The organism is Actinomycetota bacterium, from assembly GCA_035759705.1.
GTDB lineage: Bacteria > Actinomycetota > CADDZG01 > JAHWKV01 > JAHWKV01 > JAJCYE01.
Genome location: DASTUJ010000151.1, coordinates 1 through 6,135 on the forward strand (window position 1 = coordinate 1; position 6,135 = coordinate 6,135).

Here is a 6,135-nt window from a genome sequence, read left to right on the forward strand (position 1 = left end):
CGTACTCGAGGATCCGAAGAGCCTCCTTCAGAAGTTCAAGCCACCGAGGATCTGATTGGCCGATCCTGTGGGTGCGGTGCCGGATACTGCGGGTTCCATCCCGCAAGGCACCTTGGAGGTAACATTCCAAGCTCTTCTTACTAGCAGCCAGGAGCTCGGCGTGTAGTCTCTGAGGGGTCAACCAGTCATCGAAAAGATCCAACTGGCGACTTCCCTGCTGATTGTCCGCTTCACCTATCGCATTTTCACCAAACGACATGCACCAACTCTAGGAAGAGGGGGCGACAGGTTTGGTAGCGCAGGATACTTGCGGGGTTTCCAGCATACAGCCGAGTTTTTCTCTCACAGTTACCTGTGAGGGTCGCAACTTGCTTACGACTTCACCCCAATCGCTGATCCCACCTTCGACAGCTCCCTCCTTGCGGTTGGGCCACTGGCTTCGGGTGTTACCAACTTTCGTGGTGTGACGGGCGGTGTGTACAAGGCCCGGGAACGTATTCACCGCGGCGTTGCTGATCCGCGATTACTAGCGACTCCGACTTCACGCAGTCGAGTTGCAGACTACGATCCGAACTTGGCCGGCTTTTTTGGGATTCGCTCACCCTCGCGGGGTCGCAGCCCATTGTGGCCGGCATTGTAGCATGTGTGCAGCCCTGGACATAAAGGGCATGATGACTTGACGTCATCCCCACCTTCCTCCGGCTCAACGCCGGCAGTCTCTCTAGAGTCCCCACCATCACGTGCTGGCAACTAAAGACGGGGGTTGCGCTCGTTGCGGGACTTAACCCAACACCTCCGAGCGATTCCCAACTTACGTTGAGTTCAGACTATTCCATCACCTCACAGACGTTGTGAGGGCCGGCGTGTTGCGGAGTCCGTAGTTTTGCCTCCCTTATAGAAAGGCAATGAACTCCGCCTCGGACTTCAAAGTCCTCAGTCGTTACAGGGTCAATCGGAAGCGCTACTCGTTCGTCTATCCTCCGACGACTTCCCTCGAGATTGCCGTCACACTTCCCTTCCTCTCGAAAGGAGGAGGGACAGTTTCGGTTTCCTCGATATGAGCCGGTTTTCCACCGGAGATCACTCTCCGGGGCCGCGATATCGTTCACGGCACGAGCTGACGACAGCCATGCACCACCTGTCAGGGGCCCTTACGGACACCGTATCTCTACGGCTTTTCCCCAGATGTCAAGTCCAGGTAAGGTTCTTCGCGTTGCCTCGAATTAAGCCACATGCTCCGCCGCTTGTGCGGGCCCCCGTCAATTCCTTTGAGTTTTAGCCTTGCGGCCGTACTCCCCAGGCGGGGTGCTTAATGCGTTAGCTGCGGCACGGAAGGCGTCGATAGCCTCCCACACCTAGCACCCATCGTTTACGGCTGGGACTACCAGGGTATCTACAGTACTGTTACTTCCTTCCAGCGTAGCTGAAAGTACTGACCAGGATTCCTCCTGGCGGGCCACCATTTCTGATGACCTCTCACGGTTACCCGTGAGCTCGGACTATGTCATCACCCAGGTCTGTCGACCTGGGGCCAGCGTGTAGTCTCTACGGGGTTACAAAACCGTCTCGGAACTAGCTTGTAGCTGAGATCCGGGAGCAGGTGAGGTCCAACGATGGCCTCGAATCGTTCCAGACTCGAAGCCGCCACATACAGGATCCTCTTTCCTTTATTACTCCTCGAACTCACTTTCAGTCCGAACATCTCGCCGAGCAGACTGCGCAACAACTCGACCTCTTCCGTTAGGAAGTTGTGAGTTTGGATTGTTACTCCTGCGTAGTCCGCAGCTCCGTCGTCCATGAACCATATGGCCAGGGACAGCGGGCTCAGACACGTTGCAATGTCTTCCGGAACAATCTTGCGGCGACCGAGGTAGAACCTGCGGTGCCACTCCGTGAAGATCGGGTTGGTCCGTGTGGCGAACTGCACACACGGATACGCCCTGCCTTGTAGTTTCTGATCGAATCGATGGAGCGGCATGGTGACGAAGTCACTGAATGCCTCTCGCTTCAACTCTGCCAGGGTCACCTGAGCCAACTTGTGCTTGATGTGAAGCCGGTGGTAGTTACCGTGCTTCGCCAGGCACCCGTCGCCCAACAGTGTCCCTACAAGGATTGCTTGCTGTCTTTCATTGAGATCGAGTCGATCTCGAACTTCCCTCGGCGTTATCCTCTCCACCCGATCATTGTGATGACCGGGTGTGACAGGACTTTCACCGATATAGCTGGATTAATTTTCATCAGCCTTACGGCTGAAGAGGACAAGATTTCTTATCCTGTTTGCTCCCCCAGCTTTCGCGCCTCAGTGTCAGCAATGGCCCAGGATCCCGCCTTCGCCACCGGTGTTCCTCCTGATATCTGCGCATTTCACCGCTACACCAGGAATTCCAGATCCCCCTACCATGCTCTAGTCTGCAAGTATCGAATGGCATCCCAGGGTTAAGCCCTGGACTTTCACATCCGACTTTACAAACCACCTACGCGCTCTTTACGCCCAATAAATCCGGACAACGCTCGCCCCCTACGTATTACCGCGGCTGCTGGCACGTAGTTAGCCGGGGCTTCTTCTGCAGGTACCGTCACTTTCGCTTCGTCCCTGCTGAAAGAGGTTTACAACCCTAAGGCCTTCATCCCTCACGCGGCGTCGCTGCATCAGGCTTTCGCCCATTGTGCAAGATTCCCCACTGCTGCCTCCCGTAGGAGTCTGGGCCGTATCTCAGTCCCAGTGTGGCTGGCCACGCTCTCACGCCAGCTACCCGTCGACGCCTTGGTAGGCCGTTACCCCACCAACTAGCTGATAGGCCGCGAGGCCATCCCAGACCGATAAATCTTTCCCATTTCTGCGATGCCGTAGAAATGGTGTATCCGGTATTAGCAGCGGTTTCCCACTGTTATCCCAGAGTCCGGGGCAGGTTCCTCACGTGTTACTCACCCGTTCGCCGCTTTCCACCACCCGAAGGTGGCTTATCGCTCGACTTGCATGTGTTAGGCGCGCCGCCAGCGTTCGTCCTGAGCCAGGATCAAACTCTCCGTAGAGATTTGAAACCAACTCGACAAACGCAATTAGTTGTGGCCCTACCTTCTGCTGGTAAACCAGCAGACGAGGACCAGAACAGGCATTTACCGAATTTACAACTTGTGAACCCTCAATCGACGACGTGCTTGACGCACGCCTCCGAAGGAATTTCGGGGTCGTTCAAAGCAACACTAACTTTGCTTAGGGCACGCTGTTTAGTTCTCAAGGAACATCCGAATGCCTGGAAGGGTCACAACAGACCTGGTCCACTCCGACCTTGGGTCATTTGGGGCGCAAAAAACCGCTGGAACATATCGCCCAGCGGCATCTTCGGTCCTGACTACAGTTGCTTAGGATCGAATCTGGTTTTGGCGTCCTCCTGTGAAGCTGTCAAGCATCCCGACCGTACCGTTTACGTGCATTTCACTCGTAAAGGCGCTTTAGGTCGGAGGTTCAATGTACACCCGCTCACGTACCTCGTCAAACCATCCGTAAGGCTTGCGCCTCGTTTTCGGAGTGGGCCCGCCGAGGTAACTACATGGCGGCTAATACACTGAGATCAACGGTACCACCGATCCGTCTATTCCGGTTTTTCGACACTAAATCAGGGGGGTTTCCATGGCTCTCAAAGGTATCCACCACATCACCGCCATCACCGGCGACGCCCCCGGCAACGTGGACTTCTACGTACGGATTCTGGGGCTTCGGATGGTCAAGAAGACCGTCAACTTCGACGTTCCAGACGTCTACCACCTCTACTTCGCCGACGAAACCGGCAGCCCCGGCAGCATCCTCACCTTCTTCGAGTATCCCGGCGCAGCCAGAGGCCGGCACGGCTCCGGAATGATCCACACCATCCAGTGGGGAGTCGCCGGCGAGGCGGCCCTGGACTTCTGGGTGAGCCGCCTGGCGGACGAGGGAATCGGCTCGATTCGCCTGCCCGATCGACTGCAGCTGGAGGATCCCGAGGGACTGGGCATAGAGCTGGTAGTGGACCCCCCGGGCGAGCCGTCGCTTGCCGCCTCCTGGCCCGAGATTCCCCCCGAGTTCGCACTCACCGGCTTCTCGGGAGTCCGGGTCTACGGCCGGGTGCCATCCTCCAGGGAACTGAAGGCGGCGGCGGCCGGCCGGCACGTTGTCGACAGCGACTCGGTCCTTGCCGGCACCCTCGGCTTCGCCCGGCTGCCGGCTGAGGCGTCCGCCTATCGCCTGACCGAGGGCGTCCGGGACGCCACCTACTCCTACGACGAGCCACCGTCGGCCCCAGGTCGCCAGGGCGCCGGGTCGGTGCACCACATCGCTTGGGCGTGCGAGCCCGACGAGCAAGCCGGCTGGCAGGAGCGGGTCGCGGAGGGGCACCTCAGTCCAACCCCGATCATCGACCGTCAGTACTTCTACTCGATCTACTTCCGGGAGCCGAGCGGCGTGCTCTTCGAGATTGCGACCATCGGCCCCGGCTTCGCCATCGACGAGCCTATCGACGAACTCGGCGAGTCTCTGCAGCTGCCGCCCCAGCACGAACATCTGCGGGCTCAGCTAGAGCAGAGGCTCACGCCTCTTACGAACCCCCGGCAGGCGGCTGCGCCGGAGGTGGGCTGATGGCCGCGGACCTCGGGTTCCAGCACCGTTTCGTCGCAGGCACCGACGGGTCGACCCTGCTTCTGCTCCACGGCACCGGCGGCAATGAGAGCGATCTGCTCGGCCTGGGAAAGCATTTGAACTCCAAGGCCAACCTGCTCAGCCCCCGGGGAAAGGTTTTGGAGAACGGTATGCCCCGCTTCTTTCGCCGCTTGTCCTTGGGGGTCTTCGACGTCCCGGACCTGATCGATCAGACGCACGACCTGGCTCGCTTCATCGAGCGGGCTGCGGAGGAGTACGAGCTCGACCCCGAGCGGATCACGGCGGTCGGCTACTCCAACGGCGCCAACATGGCAGCCAGCCTGCTCTTCCTGCACCCGGAGGCGCTGGCCGGAGCCGCTCTGCTTCATGCCATGCCACCGTTCTACCCCGAGGAGCTACCCGACCTCGACGACAAGCCGATTCTTTTGACCGCGGGCCGCAACGACGACATGGTTCCCGGCGACGAGGCGGAGCTGCTGGGCGAGCTCTACCGGCGGTCGGGGGCGGACGTGTCCCTGGTGTGGATGCCGGGCGGGCACGAGCTCACCCCCACCGAGATCTCGATAGTCAAAGAGTGGATGGAGTCGTAGGGCGCCGACCAAGCAGGCATACAAGGGATGAGTCTTTATTCGTTTTTCAGGTCGAACAGCCTAGAACTCCTGGTCACCCGGGCCTGATTCTGACGCCCCCGACGTAGAGATGGCGTTGCCCGCGGCATCGTACGGGGTGCTGACCGGGCTCCAACCCACCGTTGTGCTGCTCCCGGTTCCCGGTGTCCCGCTGTTCAGGGTTCCGAGGGTGATGGTGATTGTGGAGCCTGACTGGACCATCGTCGACGCAGTGCCGCTCGAGCCGAAAACCGCTGTGGGCTGGGTTCCCAGGCCGATAACCGCAGAGCCGTTGTAGTCGACCCCGTTCAGATCGAGCAGCCCGAAGGGCAGCTTCACGGTGTTGGTTGAGTTCCAGATCTCCAAGTAGTCATCTGCGCAAAGGAGGAACAGGACACAGCCCCCGCCGTCCACGAGGCGCACGACGACATTGGCCGACGAACCGGTCCATCCGCTCAGCAGTGACTGAGGATCGATCCGCTCGCTGAAGGTTAAGGTCACTGTGTCGGCGGGTTGAGCCCTCCCGACTGTCGACCCCCCGTTGGCGGTTTGGACATCGGTGGCGATCGGCGCCGTGTTGTCGACGTTCACGTTGTAGTTGGACTGGGTTTGAGCATTGCCCGCCGGGTCGGTTGAGGTTATCGAGTAGGACTTCACGCCCTGGGACAGGGGCGAAACCGCGGTCTGGACGCCGCTGCGGTAGTTATAGACCAGCCCCTCCGCCGAGTAGGACCCGGCCGTCAGCACCACCGAGGTGGCCCCGGTGGTAGCGGTGCTGACATCGGCGGTCACGGTCGCACCTCCGGCGCCGGTGACACTGGCGTAGACGTAGTAGCTACCCGACTGCTTGATGGCGCCCGCAAGGAACCCGGTCTGTTTGGCGATCTTGGTTTC

Annotated in this window: 3 protein-coding genes and 1 rRNA gene; 2 read left to right on the plus strand and 2 right to left on the minus strand. The window is 59.6% G+C overall.

Features of this window, described 5'->3' with window-relative positions; all coding sequences use genetic code 11:
- Positions 1–325: 325 nt before the first annotated feature.
- A 16S ribosomal RNA gene (locus VFV09_10420) occupies positions 326–3,033 on the minus strand.
- A 598-nt stretch (positions 3,034–3,631) separates the two neighbouring features.
- On the opposite strand from VFV09_10420, the gene VFV09_10425 reads away from it, so the two are divergent.
- Entirely contained in the window at positions 3,632–4,612 is a 981-nt protein-coding gene (locus VFV09_10425; GenBank protein ID HEU4868129.1) for a VOC family protein, read from the plus strand.
- Positions 4,612–5,223 carry an alpha/beta hydrolase gene (locus VFV09_10430; GenBank protein HEU4868130.1) on the plus strand — a complete coding sequence of 204 codons (612 nt, stop codon included), beginning with the start codon at positions 4,612–4,614 and terminating at the stop codon, positions 5,221–5,223. Before VFV09_10425 ends, VFV09_10430 begins: the two co-directional genes overlap by 1 nt.
- Before the next feature lie 60 nt (positions 5,224–5,283).
- On the opposite strand, the gene VFV09_10435 is transcribed toward VFV09_10430, so the two are convergent.
- A partial coding sequence (locus VFV09_10435) for a hypothetical protein (GenBank protein ID HEU4868131.1) occupies positions 5,284–6,135 on the minus strand: 852 nt, incomplete at its 5' end.